General features: G+C 61.3%; 18 protein-coding genes. 10 read left to right on the plus strand and 8 right to left on the minus strand.

Annotated features, from left to right (window positions below):
* Nucleotides 1-21: 21 nt before the first annotated feature.
* Nucleotides 22-819: an inositol monophosphatase family protein gene (locus JOD78_RS16670; RefSeq protein ID WP_034334500.1), complete on the minus strand. Its 798-nt coding sequence runs from the start codon at nt 817-819 to the stop codon at nt 22-24.
* Between the two features lie 318 nt (nt 820-1,137).
* Here JOD78_RS16670 and JOD78_RS16675 point away from each other — a divergent pair, with 318 nt between their 5' ends.
* Entirely contained in the window at nt 1,138-1,965 is an 828-nt protein-coding gene (locus JOD78_RS16675; RefSeq protein WP_134135060.1) for an RNA methyltransferase, read from the plus strand.
* Between the two features lies 1 nt (nt 1,966).
* Nucleotides 1,967-2,689, plus strand: coding sequence for a 16S rRNA pseudouridine(516) synthase (locus JOD78_RS16680; protein ID WP_121039103.1), 723 nt, complete (start codon nt 1,967-1,969; stop codon nt 2,687-2,689).
* A gap of 82 nt (nt 2,690-2,771) precedes the next feature.
* On the opposite strand, the gene hslO is transcribed toward JOD78_RS16680, so the two are convergent.
* The gene (gene hslO, locus JOD78_RS16685; protein ID WP_121039106.1) at nt 2,772-3,701 is read right to left on the minus strand and encodes an Hsp33 family molecular chaperone HslO; all 930 of its coding nucleotides are present in this window, start codon (nt 3,699-3,701) and stop codon (nt 2,772-2,774) included.
* Nucleotides 3,702-3,721: 20 nt separating this feature from the next.
* On the minus strand, nt 3,722-4,246 hold the full coding sequence (locus JOD78_RS16690) for a gamma carbonic anhydrase family protein (protein ID WP_034334491.1): 525 nt from the start codon (nt 4,244-4,246) through the stop codon (nt 3,722-3,724).
* 163 nt (nt 4,247-4,409) lie between these two features.
* On the opposite strand from JOD78_RS16690, the gene JOD78_RS16695 reads away from it, so the two are divergent.
* A complete protein-coding gene (locus JOD78_RS16695) occupies nt 4,410-5,255 on the plus strand; it encodes a ferritin-like domain-containing protein (protein ID WP_209568414.1) in 846 nt (281 codons plus the stop codon).
* A 124-nt stretch (nt 5,256-5,379) separates the two neighbouring features.
* Nucleotides 5,380-5,727 (plus strand): hypothetical protein, encoded by a 348-nt coding sequence (locus JOD78_RS16700; protein WP_209568412.1) that lies wholly within the window; start codon nt 5,380-5,382, stop codon nt 5,725-5,727.
* Nucleotides 5,728-5,835: 108 nt separating this feature from the next.
* Here the strand turns inward: JOD78_RS16700 and JOD78_RS16705 are convergent, their stop codons facing one another.
* The 5 genes from JOD78_RS16705 to JOD78_RS16725 all read right to left on the minus strand — a co-directional run bounded on the left by JOD78_RS16705 (nt 5,836) and on the right by JOD78_RS16725 (nt 9,507).
* Entirely contained in the window at nt 5,836-6,765 is a 930-nt protein-coding gene (locus JOD78_RS16705; protein ID WP_034334485.1) for an alpha/beta fold hydrolase, read from the minus strand.
* A 96-nt stretch (nt 6,766-6,861) separates the two neighbouring features.
* Nucleotides 6,862-7,386: an RDD family protein gene (locus tag JOD78_RS16710; RefSeq protein WP_121039112.1), complete on the minus strand. Its 525-nt coding sequence runs from the start codon at nt 7,384-7,386 to the stop codon at nt 6,862-6,864.
* Between the two features lie 261 nt (nt 7,387-7,647).
* On the minus strand, nt 7,648-8,520 hold the full coding sequence (locus JOD78_RS16715) for a DUF3106 domain-containing protein (RefSeq protein WP_209568410.1): 873 nt from the start codon (nt 8,518-8,520) through the stop codon (nt 7,648-7,650).
* A gap of 4 nt (nt 8,521-8,524) precedes the next feature.
* Complete coding sequence (locus tag JOD78_RS16720; RefSeq protein ID WP_121039118.1) at nt 8,525-8,932, minus strand: DUF3619 family protein; 408 nt, start codon at nt 8,930-8,932, stop codon at nt 8,525-8,527.
* Nucleotides 8,929-9,507, minus strand: a complete 579-nt coding sequence (locus tag JOD78_RS16725) for an RNA polymerase sigma factor (RefSeq protein WP_039786760.1) — start codon at nt 9,505-9,507, stop codon at nt 8,929-8,931. The genes JOD78_RS16720 and JOD78_RS16725 overlap by 4 nt, the downstream gene beginning before the upstream one ends.
* Nucleotides 9,508-10,051: 544 nt before the next feature.
* Here JOD78_RS16725 and JOD78_RS16730 point away from each other — a divergent pair.
* The 6 genes from JOD78_RS16730 (at nt 10,052) to JOD78_RS16755 (ending at nt 15,841) form a co-directional block, all read left to right on the plus strand.
* Nucleotides 10,052-11,770 carry an acetolactate synthase 3 catalytic subunit gene (locus JOD78_RS16730; RefSeq protein ID WP_121039121.1) on the plus strand — a complete coding sequence of 573 codons (1,719 nt, stop codon included), beginning with the start codon at nt 10,052-10,054 and terminating at the stop codon, nt 11,768-11,770.
* Between the two features lies 1 nt (nt 11,771).
* The gene (ilvN, locus tag JOD78_RS16735) at nt 11,772-12,263 is read left to right on the plus strand and encodes an acetolactate synthase small subunit (protein WP_008327594.1); all 492 of its coding nucleotides are present in this window, start codon (nt 11,772-11,774) and stop codon (nt 12,261-12,263) included.
* A 77-nt stretch (nt 12,264-12,340) separates the two neighbouring features.
* Entirely contained in the window at nt 12,341-13,357 is a 1,017-nt protein-coding gene (gene ilvC / locus JOD78_RS16740) for a ketol-acid reductoisomerase (protein WP_121039124.1), read from the plus strand.
* A gap of 221 nt (nt 13,358-13,578) precedes the next feature.
* Nucleotides 13,579-14,367: an SIMPL domain-containing protein gene (locus JOD78_RS16745; RefSeq protein ID WP_209568408.1), complete on the plus strand. Its 789-nt coding sequence runs from the start codon at nt 13,579-13,581 to the stop codon at nt 14,365-14,367.
* Nucleotides 14,368-14,488: 121 nt separating this feature from the next.
* Complete coding sequence (locus JOD78_RS16750) at nt 14,489-15,019, plus strand: vesicle formation protein (RefSeq protein ID WP_121039130.1); 531 nt, start codon at nt 14,489-14,491, stop codon at nt 15,017-15,019.
* 177 nt (nt 15,020-15,196) lie between these two features.
* Complete coding sequence (locus JOD78_RS16755) at nt 15,197-15,841, plus strand: phosphatidylserine decarboxylase (protein WP_013233751.1); 645 nt, start codon at nt 15,197-15,199, stop codon at nt 15,839-15,841.
* The last annotated feature ends 98 nt before the right edge of the window (nt 15,842-15,939 follow it).

Genomic DNA, 15,939 nt, shown 5'->3' on the forward strand with positions numbered 1-15,939 from the left:
CGATCAGGCCAATCAGGCCAATCAGGCGAATTCAGACAGCAGGTTCACTTGCTGCGCGAAGATCTTCGGGCTGCCGGCGATGACGTCTCCCTTGTAGAGGTAGTCGGAGTCGCCCTTGAAGGTGCCCACGATACCGCCCGCTTCGGTCACCAGCAGGGAGCCGGCGGCGATGTCCCAGGGCTTCAGGCCCTTCTCGAAGAAGCCGTCCAGGCGACCGGCGGCGACGTAGGCCAGGTCCAGGGCAGCGGCACCCGGACGGCGCAGGCCGGCGCTGTGCTCGGTCATGACCTTGAACATCTTGACGTATTCGTTCAGGCCATCGAGGTCGCGGAAGGGGAAGCCGGTACCGATCAGTGCATCGGCGATCTTGTCGCGCTTGCCCACGCGGATGCGCTTTTCGTTCAGGTAGGCACCTGCGCCCTTGGAGGCGGTGAAGAGGTCGTTGCGGGTCGGGTCATAGACCACGGCCTGGGTGATGATGCCGCGCTGCTGCAGGGCGATCGAGACGCAGTATTGCGGGAAGCCGTGGATGAAGTTGGTGGTGCCGTCCAGAGGATCGATGATCCAGACGTTTTCGTTTTCATCGTGCAGGTTGTCGGACGCACCCGATTCCTCGGCCAGGATGGCGTGGTCGGGGTAGGCGTTCTTGAGCACGTCGATGATCGCATCCTCGGCTGCCTTGTCCACCTCGGTGACGAAGTCGTTGTGCGACTTCTTCGACACTTTCAGCAGCGACACGTCGAAGGACGCGCGGTTGATGATGGTAGCGGCGCGGCGGGCTGCCTTGATCGCCGTATTGAGCATGGGTGGGATGATCATTCCGATGGTTCCGTTAAAATTGCGGCCACCGAAGACGATGGCTGCGTTGCTCATCGTCGCCATGGCCGACCAGCCAGCCTTCCGCGACAAGCATGCGGAACAGCTGGCCAGGCGAAACCCGGCAGTCAAACCAGTGCGACGATGAAATTAATGAGCGTTGCGCCGCCCACGGCTGTTATGCTTGCGGGTTTGCCAGGCAGTCCAAGGGCAGTGGCGTCGGTCAAGTCGGCGAACAAAGTCGACCTGGGTTGACAGCCTTGCTGCAATATTGGCGTTTTGCCAACATCTGATCCTGGGGCGCGAATCCCGCTATTTTAAATGAACAAGCAAGTGTCAGGACAATCTCTTTTCAGCCGTTTGCGTTTCGTGCTGGTCAATACCAGCAGTCCCGGCAACATTGGCTCGGCCGCACGGGCCATCAAGACCATGGGCTTTTCGGAGCTGGTGCTGGTCAATCCGCGCTTTCCGGACGCGGTGAAGGAAGATGAAGCCATTGCCTTCGCCAGCGGTGCCATCGATGTGTTGCAAAATGCACGCATCGTCGGCAGCGTGGAAGAAGCGTTGCAGGGATGCAACTTCGCCGCGGCCGTCAGTGCCCGTTTGCGCGAATTCTCGCCGCCGGTGGTCTCGCCGCGCGAGCTGGCGGGGCAGCTGTCGCGTGATACCGGCTTGAATGCCGCCCTCTTGTTCGGCAATGAACGTTTTGGCCTGCCCAATGAGGTGGTGCAGAAGTGCAATGCCTTGCTCAATATCCCTGCCAATCCGGACTATTCCTCGCTGAACCTGTCGCAGGCGGTGCAGGTGCTGGCTTATGAATGCCGCATGACCGAGCTGGAAGTGCAGGGTGGCCCCATGCAGACCAGCGGCGATGCACGCGCGCCGGGCGAGGTGGGTTTCCATGGGCAGAGCGCCAGCGTGGCCGAGATCGAGGGCATGTTCGCGCATCTGGAGCAGGCGCTGGTGGCCATCGATTTCCTCAATCCCGACAATCCCAAGAAGCTGATGCCGCGTCTGAAACGCATGTTTTCGCGCGCCCAGCTGGAGACCGAAGAGGTCAACATCCTGCGCGGCATCGCCCGCCAGATCTTGGAACCGAAGCAGGCCAAGGCCGGCCGGCAAGAACAAAACGAACAAGGAGAAGGCTGACATGGCCAAGCTGACCCTGGACCGCATCCTGCAATCGCAGGGTTTCGGTTCGCGCAAATATTGCCGCGAGTTGATTGAGGATGGTGAAGTCGTCATCAACGGCGAGGTGGTGGACGATTACCGCGCCACGCCCGATACGAACGGCCTGGTGCTGACCATCTTCGAGGAAGAGTGGGAATACCGCGAGCACGTCTACATCGCCATCAACAAGCCGCAGAACATCGAATGCTCGCGCAAGCCCAGCCATCATCCGGGGGTGTTGACGCTGCTGCCGGAACAGTTCACCTGGCGCGACGTGCAGCCGGTGGGCCGGCTGGATCACGATACGACCGGCTTGCTGTTGATGTCCGATGATGGTGCGTTCATTCACGCGCAGTCCTCGCCCAAGCGCCACGTGCCCAAGGTGTATGCCGCCACCACGGCCGAGCCGGTGACCGAGGCCTTGATCGCGCAACTGAAGGCGGGCGTGCAACTGCATGACGAACCGGCGCCGCTGGCTGCAACCCGTTGCCGCCAACTGGGTGAGAACCTGCTGGAAATCGTGCTGGAGCAGGGCAAGTATCACCAGGTCAAGCGCATGCTGGCCGCGGCCGGCAATCATTGCAGTGCCTTGCGGCGCACTGCCATCGGCGGCCTGCAGCTGGAGGCGTTGGAACTGGAAGAAGGGGAGTGGACTTATCTGGATGCGGAGCAGATGGCCTTGCTGGTGCCGGATGCGGAGTGACCAGCGAGTGCGGTCCACAAAGGAAAACGCCATCGGCAAACCGATGGCGTTTTTTTATTGCTGTGCGACCGTCATGGATGGTTCAATGCCGCGCGTCGCTCGCCTCGCTCGCGCCACCCACATCGGCCACGAACAGCTGCGCGCAGTCCACCGCATCGAACTCGTAATGCTGGCCGCAGAAATCGCAGTCGATGGCCAGTTTTTCCATCTGTGACAAGGCTTCAGCCACTTCTTCCTGGCCCAGCATCTTGAGCATGTTGCCAACCTTCTCGCGCGAGCAGGAGCAGTGGAATTGCGGGTGCACCGGATCGAAGACGCGGATGGTCTGTTCCCAGAACAGCCGATGCATCAGCGTGGCGATATCGGTGGAAAGCAGTTCTTCGCGCTTGAGGGTATCGCCCAGCATGACCATGTGGTTCCAGTCTTCCAGCTCGCCTTCCGGCTTGACGGTCGGGGCCGCATTGCCGCCGATGGACGGCAGCTTCTGCAGCAGCAGGCCGCGCGAGACCTTTTCATCGGCTGCCAGCCACAGCTTGGTATCGAGCTGTTCGGAGCGCAGCATGTAATTCTCGATGACGGTGGCTACGCTCTCGCCATCCAGCGGGACCACGCCCTGGTAGGCTTGCTGGCCGGGCAGCTTGTCCTTGGGGTCGAGGGTGATGACGAAGCGGCCGTTGCCATTGGCATTGACCAGATCGGTCAGCGTTGCATCGTCAGCGATCTCGGCATCATCGGCCAGCTTGGCGGTAGCGCGAAGTTGCAGTTCGGAGTCGCACTCGACCACCAGCAGCTTGACCGGGCCGTCGCCATGGATCTGCATGACGATCATGCCGTTGAACTTCAGGTTGGCCGACAGCAGGGCGGACGCCGCCAGCATCTCGCCCAGCAGCGTGCGCACCGCGACCGGATAGTCACGGCGGGCTTGCACCTGGCGCCAGGTGTCCGAAATCTCGACCAGCTCGCCGCGAACGGGCGCGTTGTCGACCAGGAATTTTTGCAGCGTGTCTTTCATCGTTTCCTTTGCTTGACCGCTCAGGCAATGCGCTTGAGCTGGGTCTTGAACTGTTGCGCGCGCTGCACGTAGCTGTCGGTGCCAGCCCGCATGCGCGCGATATCTTCTTCACTCAACTGGCGAACCGCCTTGGCAGGCGCACCGATGATCAGGGAGTTGTCGGGAAACTCCTTGCCTTCGGTCACCAGGGCACCCGCCCCGACCAGGCAGTTCTTGCCGATCCTGGCACCATTGAGCACCACCGCCTGGATACCGATCAGCGCGCCCTCGCCGATGGTGCAGCCATGCAGCATTGCCTGGTGTCCCACGGTGACGTTCTTGCCGATCACCATCGGATAGCCATGATCGGTATGCAATACCGCACCTTCCTGCACATTGCTGTTCTCACCAATGGTGATGAGTTCATTGTCGCCACGAATGGCGACGTTGAACCAGACACTGGAATGGGCTTCCATCCTGACCTTGCCCACCACCGTGGACGACTCGGCCACGAAGGCGGTCTCGTGGATCTCGGGAATGTCCTGCGCCAATTGGTAGATCGCCATAATAAAATTGTCTCCTCGTTACCTGCTGGTCGGTGGATGGTGCCGGGCTTGTTTGCCTTGTGCTTGCCTTGTCCCTGTATTGCAAGATTGGACATTTATCTTCATATGGTGGCAAAGCCGGCGTCCTCAACCGCGTATTTTACCTTCCCTGAAAGTCAGTTCCTTGGATCACGTCTCGTCCCCAGATGAAGTCTTTTCATTCACCCACGTGCGTAGCGCCGCGTTGTCTTGCCTGAAGGAAATGCATCCCGCCGTCAAGTGCAGTTCCGTGCGGGCCTTGCGTGCCGCCTGGCAGGCCGGTCAGTTAGCGCTGGAAACCGATGACCTGGCCGCCGCCGAATGCGGCAGCGGCATTCCTGGCCGCCCGGCGCGGCCCGAGCTGGTTTCTCCGCTGCAGGTGAAGCACCGTTCCATGGGCACGCCCGAGGGCAGGGCGGCGCTGATTCATGCGCTTGCGCATATCGAGTTCAATGCCATCAACCTGGCGCTGGATGCGGTCTGGCGCTTCGCCGGCATGCCCCGCGAGTTCTATGATGACTGGCTGCAGGTGGCCGATGAGGAAGCCTATCACTTCAGCTTGCTGGCCGATCATCTGAAGACCTTGGGTCATGCCTACGGGGACTTCACCGCCCACAATGCCCTGTGGGACATGGCCGAGTCCACCAAGGATGACGTCCTGGCCCGCATCGCCCTGGTCCCGCGCACGCTGGAAGCGCGCGGGCTGGATGCCGCCCCGCCGGTACGCGCCAAGCTGGCGCAGGCGGGCGACCTGGCGGCCGCCGAGATCCTGGACATCATCATGCGTGACGAAGTCGGCCATGTGCTGATCGGCAATCGCTGGTTCAACTGGCTGTGCGAGCAGCGCCAGCTGGACCCGGTGACGACTTTCGCCGAATTGTGCCAGCGCCATCGCGCACCGCCTTTGCGCGGCCCCTTTAACCTGGAAGCGCGGCGCGCGGCGGGTTTTTCAGAAGAGGAAATGCTGATGTTCAGCGATGTTTCGCGATGATCGACGTATTTGCAAGAAATGTAAGCAAATTTGGCAGCGGCAGGCCGACACATGCTGCTGTGCTATCTTCACCTCGAATCCCGACAGATCGGGATCGTCAAATATGAACGGAAAGGATGAGAACATGAACAAGATGTCCAAACTGCTGGCCGGTGTTGCTGTGAGCGTGGCCGCCATTACCCTGCTGGCAGCCTGCCAGAAGAAGGAAGAACCGGGTCCGGCCGAAGCGCTGGGCAAGAAGATCGACGGTGCCGTGCAGGATGCCGGGAAGAAGCTTGATGAAGTGACCGGCCAGACCAAGGATCAGGCCGCTGAATCCGGCTCCAAGCTCGATGGCGCGCTGGACAAGGCCAAGGCCGACGCCAAGGAAGCCTACGAAAAGACCAAGGAAGGTGCCAAGGATGTGGCGCAGAAGACCGGTGAAAAGGTGGAAGAGGCCGGGCAGAAGATTCAGGACGCTTCCAAGAAGTAAGTCCGTTGAGGGTGCAGCCGCTGGCTGCGTCCTCGTTGTCACCGAGATGCCGTCCCGCGCTTCGTGCCGGGGCGGCATTTTGCTTTGCGGTGTCCGCGAGCGCCTGCGTCAGTCGCGGGCGTTGTGGATCAGTTCGATCACCATCTTGTGAATGGACGGTTCCAGCGCCAGTGCCACGTGGCCAATGCCGATGACCGGGATGTTCCAGGCGCCCTCCAGATGCGCTGAGGTCTGCGGCGACACGATGTTGTCGTGGTGGGAATAGATCGACACGATGTGGCCCAGCGCATCGGCTTCTTCGGTGGCCGCGAGCTTCTGCAGCCATTCGCTGCTGCGTCCTTCTTCATAACGGCCCAGCCAGTTCATTTCACCGCAGTTGATGCCAATGCCGAAGTTGGCAATGGCGGTGCCATGGTGCGGCGAGCCCAGGGTGATCACGCGGGCCACGCTGTCGCAGCCGTGGTCGCGCAGGTAGGCGCGCGCGGCCAGGCCACCCATGCTGTGGGCGACGATGACGATCTTCTTTTGTCCGGTCTCGGCCAGCACGCGCTGGACGGCGGCATGCACCAGCGGGGCGTATTCATCGATGCTGCCGAACACCGGTTCCATGTCCAGCGCATAGTGGGTGATGTGAGCTTCGCGCAGCTCCAGGCTCAGCCAGCGCCAGTAGCCGCTGTTGCAGCCGTAGCCGTGGATGAGCAGCACCGGCAGCGAGGTGGTGTCGGGATAGCTGAACTGGTCGAAGCGCAGGAAGGGCATGCCCCACGAGGAACACAGCATGGTGGCGCGGAATTCGCGCAGGAACAGGGTGGCGATCTGCAGCCAGGTGATGGTCACCGGGTTGGAGGTGCGGCCGCGATAGGGCCAGGTCAGGAAGAAGCTGTTGGCAGTGATCTGGGCGCGCAGCAGCAATACGATCAGTACGCCGCCGGCAGCTGCGGCCAGGATGGGCCAGTCGAAATGCCGCAGCAGGAAGTAGAACAGGATCGCAATGCCGAACTGGATGAGGAGCAGGGTTCTGGAGATGCGTGAAATCATGCGGGCGTCGGTCGGAGGCGATCAGGTCCAAGGGCATGCGGCTGCATGCGTTCGCCCGAGAGCATAACAGAGCGCGGCGAGGCGCTCATGTCCGCTTCATGACTTGGCCTTGGCCGTGCTGCCGGCGGCCTTCGGCTGGGCCGTGATGTCGACCAGGCGGGTGCCGGCCAGGCGGTCGTGCAGGAATTGTCCTTGCGCATCCAGGCGCGACGTCATGGCCCATAACAGCAGGTTGGCGGCGGGGATCAGCACCAGCAACCAGGCCTGGCCCCTTGCCAGCGAGGCCAGGGCCAGTCCTGGCAGGATCCACAGCCAGGCCAGCACGAAGCGCAACAGCGCGCGTCCCAGCCGCAAGGGTTGGCCGTCGCGGTCGACCACGCGGAAACGCCAGGTCTTCATCGCCAGGGTCTGGCCACCATGGGTCCAGAACCAGACGAAATAGATCGCCAGAACCAGGAACAGCCAGCCTTCCAGCGCATGGCGCAGATACAGGGCATGACGCTGCTGCAGCAGCGTGGAAAACAGCCAGCCCGACATGAACAGTACGCCAAACAGCAGCATGGATTCGTACAGCATGCTGCTCATGCGGCGGCGCAGGGAGGGCGTGGTGAATTCCGGCATGGTTCCTGTTTGTTCCGTTCTGGCTAGGGTGGAGTGAAGAAGCAGCGCACACCGTGCACGCTGTGGCCGGCAGATGGTAATGCAATCAGGCGCGCTTGCCTATGTGAAGGCTTGAGGCAGAGCAAGGGGCAAGCCTGCGTGGTAGGGGAGGTATGCCTTTGCGGCTTCACGCACGGTCTTGACGAGGGTGGAAACGCGAACCGCCCCAAGGGGGGCGGTTTCAATCAATCTGGCGGAGGAGGCGGAGCGGAAGAGGTAGGCTTACTTGCCGTCGCTGGCGGTGCTTGCCACAGGAGTCACCGCAGCGCTGACGGCCACGGTCGTGGGCAGCGCCGCAGTCGGTGCAATCGCAGGCACTGGCGTGGCTTGCGAACCAGGCACCTGAGACGGCGCGGGAGGCACCGCCGGAGCCGGGACCTGAGCAGGTGTCACGGGCAGAGAGCGATCCAGCGCCTCGGTGGGCAGTTGGATGGTCGGTGCGGCGGCCGACGGCGAGGTCGGCAGCTTGGCCACGCGCTTGGGCAACTTGGACTCGGCCAGTTTCTTTTTCTGCTCTTCAGAAAGTTGCTGGTACTTGGTCCATTGCTCGTGCTTTTCTTCCGCATCCAGCTTCTTGGCGCGGGCGTAATTGGTGCGGGCGGCACTGCGTTCGGCCGGGGTCAGCTTGACCCAGTCGCGCATGCGTTCATGCAGGCGCTGCTGTTCTTCCGGCTTCATCTTGGCGTAGCGCTTGCCGATTTCCAGCCATTTTTCTTTCTGCAGTTCGCTCATGCGCGGCCATTCGCCGGTCAGCGGTTCCAGCGCCTGATGCTGGGCGGGCGAGAGATTGGCCCAGGCCAGCTTGTTCTCGGGCTTGCGTGCTATGGACCTGCCGGCGGATTTGCTGGCATGGGTGGCGGCCGGTGCGGCAGGTGCTGCAGCTGTTCCGGGTGTGCCGGCCACTGGTGCCGTTGCGGCAGGGCTGGCGGCTGGTGCAGGTGTGGCGGGCGTGGCCGACGGTGCCGCTGCAGTGGAGGGCGCGTTCTGCGCCACGGTCCAGGCGCAGCTCAATCCACCGGCCAGCACCGCCAGCGCCAGCGCTATGCGCGAGAGGCGGACGGAAGCCTTCAAAGGAGTGCCGGTGGTCTTGTGCATCGTCTTATTGTCCCTTTTCAGCCAGGAAAGCGTTGAAACCATGATCCAGATACGCCGACAGTGGCAGCTCGTCGGACAGCACGGCCGCGTCGATGTCGGCCAGGTAGCTCACGCGCTTGGCGTTTTCATGCTGATAGATGCCGGCGAACAGGATGATGCCCACCAGCAGCGGTGCCGCCACGCCCAGGCGGCTCCACCACGACGGTTTCTCGGGCGACATCATGGCGCCACCGAAGGCGCCGGCCAGCGCCTGCTGTTCCACGCGCTTGTGGATCGGGGCCTGTTTCTTGCGCGCCAAGGCCACGCGACGCGCGGCCGACAGGCTTTGCAAGGTGTCGTCGGACAGGTTGTCAAGATTGGCGTCAAGCGCCAGCTTCACCTTGTAGGCGAATTGCATTTCCTTGTTGTTCATAATGAGATTCCTTTGGCTCTGAGAGCTTGAGCCAGCGCGTGCGTTGCGCGGGAGCAATGGGTTTTGACGCTACCTTCGGAGCAACCCATGGCGGCGGCTGTTTCCGCCACGTCCATGTCCTGCCAGTAACGCATCAGGAATGCTTCCCGTTGACGCGTTGGCAGCTTTTGTATTTCGGCGTCGATCAGGTTCAGCGTCTGCTCGCGCTCGACCTTGTCTGCGCTGGATTCGGCAGCCTGGGAGCCGTCTTCCGATTCCAGGCTTTCCAGCAGGTCGAAATCGTCGCCGCCCTCGCCGTCGCCGCCATTGCCCCCGAAGCTGGAGAACAGGCTCACCCAGGTGTTGCGCACCTTTTCGCGGCGGAAGAAATCATGAATGGTGTTCTGCAGGATGCGCTGGAACAGCATCGGCAGTTCATCGACAGGCTTGTCGCCGTATTTCTCGGCCAGCTTGATCATTGCATCCTGAACGATGTCCAACGCGGCTTCATCTTTGCGCACGGCATACACCGCCTGTTTGAAGGCGCGGCGTTCGACACTTTCAAGAAAATCGGAGAGTTCTTTGTCAGTTGCCATGCAATACGGTGTGCCGGATGGGTCACCGGTCAGATCAGTTAAAAACCTGCATCCTGGCCGGCGTAGATGCGAAAAATGCAAGAAATCGTCAAAAAGCAGACCGAATGCTAGCAAAAATGGTCCTCTTTGTCCTGAAGTTTATCCTCGGCGGCCCCAGCGAACGCGAGTATTGGCAACGATTTCACCGGAATTCGCTTGACCAAAATGATGCAACGCATTACTGTCCTGTTTCCCGCCTCCCACATCTGGGGCGTTTTTGTTCCTTGCCGGTGCTTCACATAAGGTCGTGCCGGTTCGAGGAAACGCTTTATAGGTTTAAAGCTTGTTTGTTCTAACCCGTGCCACAAGCGCGAGGAATCTGTAGAAGTCGATTTGTACCAAGGCTGAACGAGTCGCGTTGAGCGGCGTTTCAAACTCCACTACGGTTGGAGCGCAGAAACGGCGTGACCGCACAATAAAGGGATGCTGCCGGCAAGACGACGAATGCGATTCCGTCAGGAGAGAACATCCGATCAATTTCCAATGGACCTTGAAAGGAAGCAGCATGAGTGCTGAGCAACTCACCGGCGCGGATATACTCGTCCGTTGCCTCGCTGAAGAGGGTGTTGAACACGTCTTCGGCTATCCTGGTGGCGCCGTCCTCTATATCTACGACGCAATCTTCAAGCAAGACAAATTCCAGCACATCCTGGTTCGTCACGAACAGGCCGCCGTGCATGCCGCTGATGCGTATTCGCGCAGCTCGCAGAAGGTCGGCGTGGCCATCGTGACCTCCGGCCCCGGCGTGACCAATGCGGTCACCGGCCTGGCCACGGCCTACATGGACTCGATTCCCATGGTGGTGATCTCCGGCCAGGTGCCGTCGACCGCCATCGGCCAGGACGCGTTCCAGGAGTGCGACACCGTCGGTATCACCCGCCCCTGCGTCAAGCACAACTTCCTCGTGAAGGATGTGAAGGACCTGGCGGAGACCGTCAAGAAAGCCTTCTTTATCGCCACCACCGGCCGTCCCGGCCCGGTTCTGGTCGATATCCCGAAGGACATCACCATGCATACCTGCGCCTACGAGTATCCGAAGGCGGTGGAAATGCGTTCCTACAAGCCGGTCGACAAGGGCCACTCGGGCCAGATCCGCAAGGCGCTGCAGCTGCTGCTGTCGGCCGAGCGTCCGATGATCTATACCGGCGGCGGCATCATCCTGGCCAATGCCTCGCCCGAGCTGAACAAGCTGGTCGATCGCCTGGGCTATCCCTGTACCAACACGCTCATGGGCCTGGGCGCGTATCGTTCGTCCAGCGACAAGTTCGTCGGCATGCCCGGCATGCACGGTACCTACGAAGCCAACATGGCCATGCAGCACTGCGACGTGTTGATCGCCATTGGTGCGCGCTTCGATGACCGCGTGATCGGCAACCCGAAGCACTTCGCCTCGAATGCCCGCAAGATCATTCATATCGATATCGACCCCTCGTCGATTTCCAAGCGTGTCAAGGTCGACATCCCCATCGTGGGCAACGTCAAGGACGTGCTGCAGGAACTGCTCTCGCAGCTGGATGCGGCCGAGACCCGTCAGAACGGCGCGGCGCTGGATGCTTGGTGGAAGCAGATCAACGAATGGCGCAAGCGTGACTGCCTGAAGTTCGCTACCTCCGACGAATTCATCAAGCCGCAATCCGTGGTGCAGAAGGTGTGGGAAGTGACCAAGGGCGATGCCTTCATCACCTCCGACGTCGGCCAGCACCAGATGTGGGCCGCGCAGTACTACGGTTTCGACAAGCCGCGCCGCTGGATCAATTCCGGTGGCCTGGGTACCATGGGCGTGGGCCTGCCGTACGCCATGGGCGTGCAGATGGCCAACCCCGATGCGACGGTCGCCTGCATTACCGGCGAAGCCTCGATCCAGATGTGCATCCAGGAGCTGGCGACCTGCAAGCAGTATCACCTGACGCCCAAGATCATTCTCCTGAACAACCGCTTCCTGGGCATGGTGCGCCAGTGGCAGCAGATCGACTATGGTTCGCGCTATTCCGAGTCCTACATGGATTCGCTGCCGGACTTCAACAAGCTGGCGGAGTCCTATGGCCACGTCGGCATGAAAATCGAGAAACCGGGCGATGTCGACGGCGCGCTGCGCGAAGCCTTCGCCATGAAGGACAGGCTGGTCTTCATGAACTTCATCACGGATCAAACCGAGAACGTCTGGCCGATGGTCAAGGCGGGCAAGGGTTTGACTGAAATGTTGCTGGGTTCGGAGGATCTCTAACATGCGCCATATCATTTCTGTGCTGCTGGAAAACGAAGCCGGCGCATTGTCCCGTGTCGTGGGCCTGTTCTCCGCACGCGGCTACAACATCGAAACGCTCACCGTTGCACCCACCGAAGATTCGACCCTGTCGCGCATGACCATCGTGACCTCGGGTTCGGATGATGTGATCGAACAGATCACCAAACACCTGAACCGCCTGATCGAGGTGGTGAAGGTCGTCGATCTGACCGAAGGCGCGCACATCGAGCGCGAACTGATGCTGATCAAGGTGCGCGCAGTGGGCAAGGAACGGGAAGAGATGAAGCGCACTGCGGATATCTTCCGCGGCCGCATCATCGACGTCACCGAGAAGACCTACACGATCGAGCTGACCGGCGCCAAGAGCAAGCTGGACGCCTTCATCGACGCCCTGGATCGCACCGCGATCCTGGAAACGGTCCGTACCGGCGGCTCCGGCATCGGCCGCGGCGAACGGATCCTGAAGATCTGATCGACCGCGCCAGCAGTACGCATCACACACACATACATACATTCAAATTCGAGTTACTCGGAACATAGGAAAAAATCATGAAAGTTTTCTACGACAAAGACGCAGACCTGTCCCTGATCAAGAACAAGAACGTGACCATCATCGGTTACGGTTCGCAAGGCCACGCCCACGCCCTGAACCTGAAGGATTCCGGCGTCAAGGTGACCGTCGGCCTGCGCAAGGGTGGCGCTTCGTGGAACAAGGCTGAACAGGCTGGCCTGAAGGTCGCCGAAGTGAACGACGCGGTCAAGGATGCCGACGTCATCATGATCCTGCTGCCGGACGAAAACATCGGCCAGGTCTATGCAGAAAACGTCGCTCCCTTCGCCAAGCAAGGCGCGACCGTGGCCTTCGCGCACGGCTTCAACATCCACTATGGCCAAGTCGTGCCGCGCGCTGACCTGGACATCATCATGATCGCCCCCAAGGCCCCCGGCCACACCGTGCGTTCGACCTACAGCCAAGGTGGCGGCGTGCCGCACCTGATCGCCGTGCACCAGGACAAGTCCGGCTCGGCCCGTGACCTGGCCCTGTCGTACGCCACCGCCAACGGCGGCGGCCGTGCCGGCATCATCGAAACCAACTTCCGCGAAGAAACCGAAACTGACCTGTTCGGCGAACAAGCCGTGCTGTGCGGCGGTACCGTGGAACTGATCAAGGCCGGTTTCGAAACCCTGGTCGAAGCTGGCTACGCGCCGGAAATGGCCTACTTCGAGTGCCTGCACGAACTCAAGCTGATCGTCGACCTGATCTATGAAGGCGGCATCGCCAACATGAACTACTCGATCTCCAACAACGCCGAATACGGCGAGTACGTGACCGGCCCGCGCGTGATCAACGCCGAGAGCAAGGCTGCCATGAAGAAGGTCCTGGAAGACATCCAGACCGGCGAATACGCCAAGAGCTTCATCCTGGAAAACAAGGCCGGTGCTCCGACCCTGATGTCGCGTCGTCGTATCAACGCCGAACACCAGATCGAAATCGTGGGCGAGAAGCTGCGCGCCATGATGCCCTGGATCAAGGCCAACAAGCTGGTCGACCAGAGCAAGAACTGATCTGCCGCTACAAGCCGCAGTCGAAGAAAACGCCACGGTTCGCCGTGGCGTTTTTTTTGGTCCGTGAGCCAGGGAAGGGTGGTGGAATTGTCATTGTGTTACGCCTTGTTGCACTTGGCCAAGAACCAATCCTTGACGGCCGTCGTCGAAGTGCAGGGTTGATGCTTTCGCTATGAAGCTATCATCACCCCGTCACCGACCAAGAATAAAGAGGATCCCTTATGACACCTTCCCGCAAACTGATGCTGGGCGCAGTCCTGGCCACCGCCTGTATTGCCACCCAGGCGCAGACCGCCATGAGCGCGCCGGCCCCGGTCCCGACCACCGGCACCATGGTCGTGGTGCCAGCCAACGGCGAGATCAGCGTACCGAACGACCAGGCTCGCGTCACCCTGCAAGTGGAAGAGCAGGACAAGGACAAGGCCGCTGCCGCCTCCCGCGTGAACCAGAAGATGAAGCAGGGCATTGACCTGCTCAAGCGCCAGGACCCGCAAGCGGCGTTGAAGAGCTACGGCTATTACACCTATGCGGTCTATGCCGAACCGCCGCAAGTCGCGTCGCAACAGCCCCGCCAGCCAGCCAAGGCACGGCAAGTCGTGGGATGGCGCGTCGGCCAGTATCTGGAGATGACCACCGAGAACCTGGCCGCGCTGCCCAAGACCGTCTCTTCGGCCCAGGCCCTGATGAGCCTGAACGGCCTGCAATTCGGCCTGAGCCCGGCGGCCGCCAAGAAGCTGGATGCCACGCTGGTCAACGCCACCTACCGCAACCTGGAAGAGCGCATCGGCTTCATCGCCAATGCCATGCATCGCGCCCCGTCGGATGCCGTGATTGAAACCGTGGACTTCGAAGGCTCGGGCAACTACGCCGCGCCCGCTCCCGCCCCGATGATGGCCAAGGCCATGCGTGCCGACATGGTCCAGGAAAGCACGACGGTGGCCGAGCCCAGCTTCGAGCCTGGTGAATCCACCGTGAGCATGCGCCTGGTGGGCAAGGTGCGCTTCAAGTAAGCGAACACGCCGGACTGTTCGCGCCGGACAGTTCATATCAAGAATCGTCAACCCGCTCGGGTCGGCGGGGAAGGGAGGCTATAATCGGCCTCCCTTTCCGTTTCAAGAAGATCATCTCATCATGCGGACCATCACCAAGCTGCTGCTGCCACTCTTCACCGCACTGGTGGCCAGCACCGCGCATGCCGACATCTGTGCCGACCTGCGTGCCATCCACCAGCAGTCGCAATCGCACTTCGACGGCTGGAAGAAAGACGGCCCCGATGCCGTCATGAAGGGCGACAAGCGCGGCCCTGTCTATCTCTCCAACTTCATGCTGGATGGTGCCGAGAGCTGCGCCATTGCCGACAATTCCTCGGTCTATACCTGCATCTGGCGCTATTCGACGCCAGCGGACATGGGCCGTGCCTACCAGCGCCTGGTCAACGATGTGAAAGCTTGTGCACCGCTGGCCAAGGAGCCGCCAGGCATCATCGCCGACGAGCCGCAGGAACGCCGCCAGGGCGACCTGCGCCAGATCACCGAAGTCACCGGCCTGGACTATGCCGATGCCGAAGTGACGATCCTGATCGGACAGATGCAACTGACCGGTCCGCGCGGGCTGGCGCGCAATGAACTGAAGCTGAGCTTCTCCCGCCCGCAGCCGCGCTGAGCCCGTGCCGGGCAATGCCCGGGCCCGGTTCTCGAAAAATTGTCCTGGATGCCCCGAGATGCACCGCCACCGGCCGGATGGCGGCGCATTTCATTGCATTTAACGGGCGCTGGACTAGAATAGGCACGCTTTTACTTTTGAACTTTCCGCGAGTACCGCGCGATCATTGGAGCAACATTGAACAATAACCACTATCCCCATCCCATCATCGCCCGCGAAGGCTGGCCCTTCCTGACCATCGCCGTGGTCGTGGCAGCGCTGGCAACTTATTTCTGCGGCGCCTGGTCCTTCCCGCTGTGGATCATCGCGCTGTTCGTCCTGCAGTTCTTCCGCGATCCGCCGCGCGTGATCCCGCAAGCCGCCAATGCCGTGCTGTCCCCGGCCGATGGCCGCATCGTCGTCGTGGCTCGCGCCCATGACCCCTACACCGACCGCGAAGCCCTGAAGATCAGCGTTTTCATGAACGTCTTCAACGTCCACTCCAACCGTGCCCCGGTGGATGGCAAGATCGAGAAGGTGCAGTACTTCCCCGGCAAGTTCGTCAATGCCGACCTCGACAAGGCCTCGCTTGAAAACGAGCGCAATGCCCTGGCCATCACCACTACCAGTGGTCACAGCGTGACCTGCGTGCAGGTGGCCGGCCTGATCGCGCGCCGCATCCTTTGCTATGTGAAGGCCGGTGATACCCTGGCCCGTGGCCAGCGCTACGGTTTCATCCGCTTCGGTTCGCGTGTGGACGTCTACCTGCCGCTGACGGCCACTCCCAAGGTCACCGTCGGTGAAAAGGTCTCGGCCACCGAAACCATTCTGGCCGAACTCTGATCACACCCTGAAGGCCTCACCGTGCCGCGCGCCAGCCTGTGCTTGCAGCGGCGTCACGGATGAGGCCCCGGCGCAGACTGCGTGCTGCGATTTCCGTC

Source organism: Herbaspirillum sp. 1130, assembly GCF_017833835.1.
GTDB lineage: Bacteria > Pseudomonadota > Gammaproteobacteria > Burkholderiales > Burkholderiaceae_D > Herbaspirillum > Herbaspirillum huttiense.

What these genes read in the sequence shown, in the direction of transcription:
- JOD78_RS16750 (WP_121039130.1), top strand. Translation starts at nt 14,489, where the DNA reads ATGCGGACCATCACCAAGCTGCTGCTGCCACTCTTCACCGCACTGGTG.
- JOD78_RS16690 (WP_034334491.1), bottom strand. Translation starts at nt 4,246, where the DNA reads ATGGCGATCTACCAATTGGCGCAGGACATTCCCGAGATCCACGAGACC.
- JOD78_RS16700 (WP_209568412.1), top strand. Translation starts at nt 5,380, where the DNA reads ATGAACAAGATGTCCAAACTGCTGGCCGGTGTTGCTGTGAGCGTGGCC.
- ilvN (WP_008327594.1), top strand. Translation starts at nt 11,772, where the DNA reads ATGCGCCATATCATTTCTGTGCTGCTGGAAAACGAAGCCGGCGCATTG.
- JOD78_RS16675 (WP_134135060.1), top strand. Translation starts at nt 1,138, where the DNA reads ATGAACAAGCAAGTGTCAGGACAATCTCTTTTCAGCCGTTTGCGTTTC.
- JOD78_RS16705 (WP_034334485.1), bottom strand. Translation starts at nt 6,765, where the DNA reads ATGATTTCACGCATCTCCAGAACCCTGCTCCTCATCCAGTTCGGCATT.
- JOD78_RS16720 (WP_121039118.1), bottom strand. Translation starts at nt 8,932, where the DNA reads ATGAACAACAAGGAAATGCAATTCGCCTACAAGGTGAAGCTGGCGCTT.
- JOD78_RS16680 (WP_121039103.1), top strand. Translation starts at nt 1,967, where the DNA reads ATGGCCAAGCTGACCCTGGACCGCATCCTGCAATCGCAGGGTTTCGGT.
- JOD78_RS16725 (WP_039786760.1), bottom strand. Translation starts at nt 9,507, where the DNA reads ATGGCAACTGACAAAGAACTCTCCGATTTTCTTGAAAGTGTCGAACGC.
- hslO (WP_121039106.1), bottom strand. Translation starts at nt 3,701, where the DNA reads ATGAAAGACACGCTGCAAAAATTCCTGGTCGACAACGCGCCCGTTCGC.
- JOD78_RS16745 (WP_209568408.1), top strand. Translation starts at nt 13,579, where the DNA reads ATGACACCTTCCCGCAAACTGATGCTGGGCGCAGTCCTGGCCACCGCC.
- JOD78_RS16710 (WP_121039112.1), bottom strand. Translation starts at nt 7,386, where the DNA reads ATGCCGGAATTCACCACGCCCTCCCTGCGCCGCCGCATGAGCAGCATG.
- JOD78_RS16715 (WP_209568410.1), bottom strand. Translation starts at nt 8,520, where the DNA reads ATGCACAAGACCACCGGCACTCCTTTGAAGGCTTCCGTCCGCCTCTCG.
- ilvC (WP_121039124.1), top strand. Translation starts at nt 12,341, where the DNA reads ATGAAAGTTTTCTACGACAAAGACGCAGACCTGTCCCTGATCAAGAAC.
- JOD78_RS16670 (WP_034334500.1), bottom strand. Translation starts at nt 819, where the DNA reads ATGATCATCCCACCCATGCTCAATACGGCGATCAAGGCAGCCCGCCGC.
- JOD78_RS16730 (WP_121039121.1), top strand. Translation starts at nt 10,052, where the DNA reads ATGAGTGCTGAGCAACTCACCGGCGCGGATATACTCGTCCGTTGCCTC.